We start from the raw sequence: 1,548 nt of genomic DNA, 5'->3' as shown, positions 1-1,548 counted from the left end.
CTGAGAGCTTGCCAATCTTTCTCGTTTTGCGTGGTCCATCTAAGGATGCGGCAATTCCTCGCAGTGGCAACGGGTGGTTTGGGCGGCTGTGGGGAGGTTGGTGGATGTCGGTGAGCGCCTCTCTATGTGCTGGCGAGGCGGTGACCTTGCAGGATGTTGTTGGTGAGAGCGTACCAGAGCACGATGGCGCGGACCTTTTCGAAGCCGCGCACGGTCAGTTGGCGCAGGTCCCAGTTGCGCCAGCGGGCATGAATGCACTCGCAGATCGCACGGGCCTTGTACCGGGCCTTGCCCGTTTCGCTCGCCATCCGCGCGCGCCAGGCCAGGACCCCCGGGCCGTCGCCGCGCCGCGGCAGGTACGGGTCCGTACCATGTTTGGATTGAGTGGGTGGACAAAAGACCTCGATGCCCTCGGCATGCGCCCATTCGATGTCCTCCGCGCTGCCAAAGCCGCCATCGACGAGATGGTCTTTGGGCAGGCCGCCAGGACGTATGCGCTGCCGCTCCAGCATCGGCCGCATCAGGCCGCGATCGGACCCGGTGTTGCAGACCTCGATGTCAACGACGATTTGCTGGCCGGCCGCACTCGTCACCTGCACGTTGTAGGCTGGGCGGAAGCCGCCGTCGGCCATCTTCATGACCCGTGCATCGGCGTCTGTCGTGGAAGCCCGCGGCTCCTTCGGCTTCTTGCCGTTGCCGCGTTTTTCTTCGCGCTCCTTGCGCTGCTGCTTGATCTCGGCAAGCGCCGTCTGCGCCGCTTTCACGCGTGCCTGACGCTCGCGCGCGGCGCGCTCCTTTGCGGCCTTCATGCGCTGATTGCTGGCGTCCGAGCGTGCGTCGACCTCGCGCTTGAGATCTTCCACCACCGCCTCAGCCTGAGCCAGATGTTTGTCCAGTGTTGCCTCGCGCCGGAACGAGGCGGCTCCCGCGCTGGCCCGCACCCGCACCCCGTCCTGCGCCAGCGTCTCCAGATCGACGAGGCCAGCCTTCGCCAGCGCCGCCAGATGCTCGCTAAGCAGCCGGTCGAGCAGCTCGGCGCAACCGACCCGGAAGTCCGCCAGCGTGTGATGGTTCACCGACACCCCGCCACACAGCCAACGATAGGCGTCATGGCTCTCGCACAGCCGCTCCAAAGCGCGTGCGCTGCCGACGCCCTCGCTGGTGGCTGAGAGCCACAGCGCCAGCAAAAGCCGCGGCGAGGTCGCGGGGTGACCGGGCCGCTCACCCCGCGCCTTGATCCGGTTCTCCAACTCGCTCAGATCAAGCCTTTCGACATAGGACCAGAACAGGCGCACCGGATGGTCTTCCCCAATCAGGCTCTCGATATCCACCGCCCGCAACTCGATCTGGTCGCGTTGGGGTTCCCGCAGCCGCGGCGCGCCGAGCGGCGCCGCTCCGGCTTGTGCCTTCGCCTGCTCCGGCAGCTGCCCAAACAACTCATCAGCCGACATCACCGCCTCCCGCCAATCCATCGCGAAGAGAATCATATGTACCGGCGATCCGCTATACTTGCTTGCAAGCAGTCAAAAGATTCACACCCTCTGAGGG

Annotated in this window: 1 protein-coding gene; it reads right to left on the bottom strand. The window is 65.5% G+C overall.

All coding sequences use genetic code 11. The features are described from left to right. Nucleotides 1-122: 122 nt before the first annotated feature. A complete protein-coding gene (locus ABIC09_RS37380; RefSeq protein WP_354112432.1) occupies nucleotides 123-1,451 on the bottom strand; it encodes an IS1182 family transposase in 1,329 nt (442 codons plus the stop codon). Nucleotides 1,452-1,548 lie beyond the last annotated feature (97 nt).

Source organism: Bradyrhizobium sp. S3.12.5 (assembly GCF_040548225.1).
Classification (GTDB): Bacteria; Pseudomonadota; Alphaproteobacteria; order Rhizobiales; family Xanthobacteraceae; genus Bradyrhizobium; species Bradyrhizobium cytisi.
The sequence above is the reverse complement of the archived record's forward strand: the minus strand, read 5'-3'. Positions and strand labels throughout refer to the sequence as shown.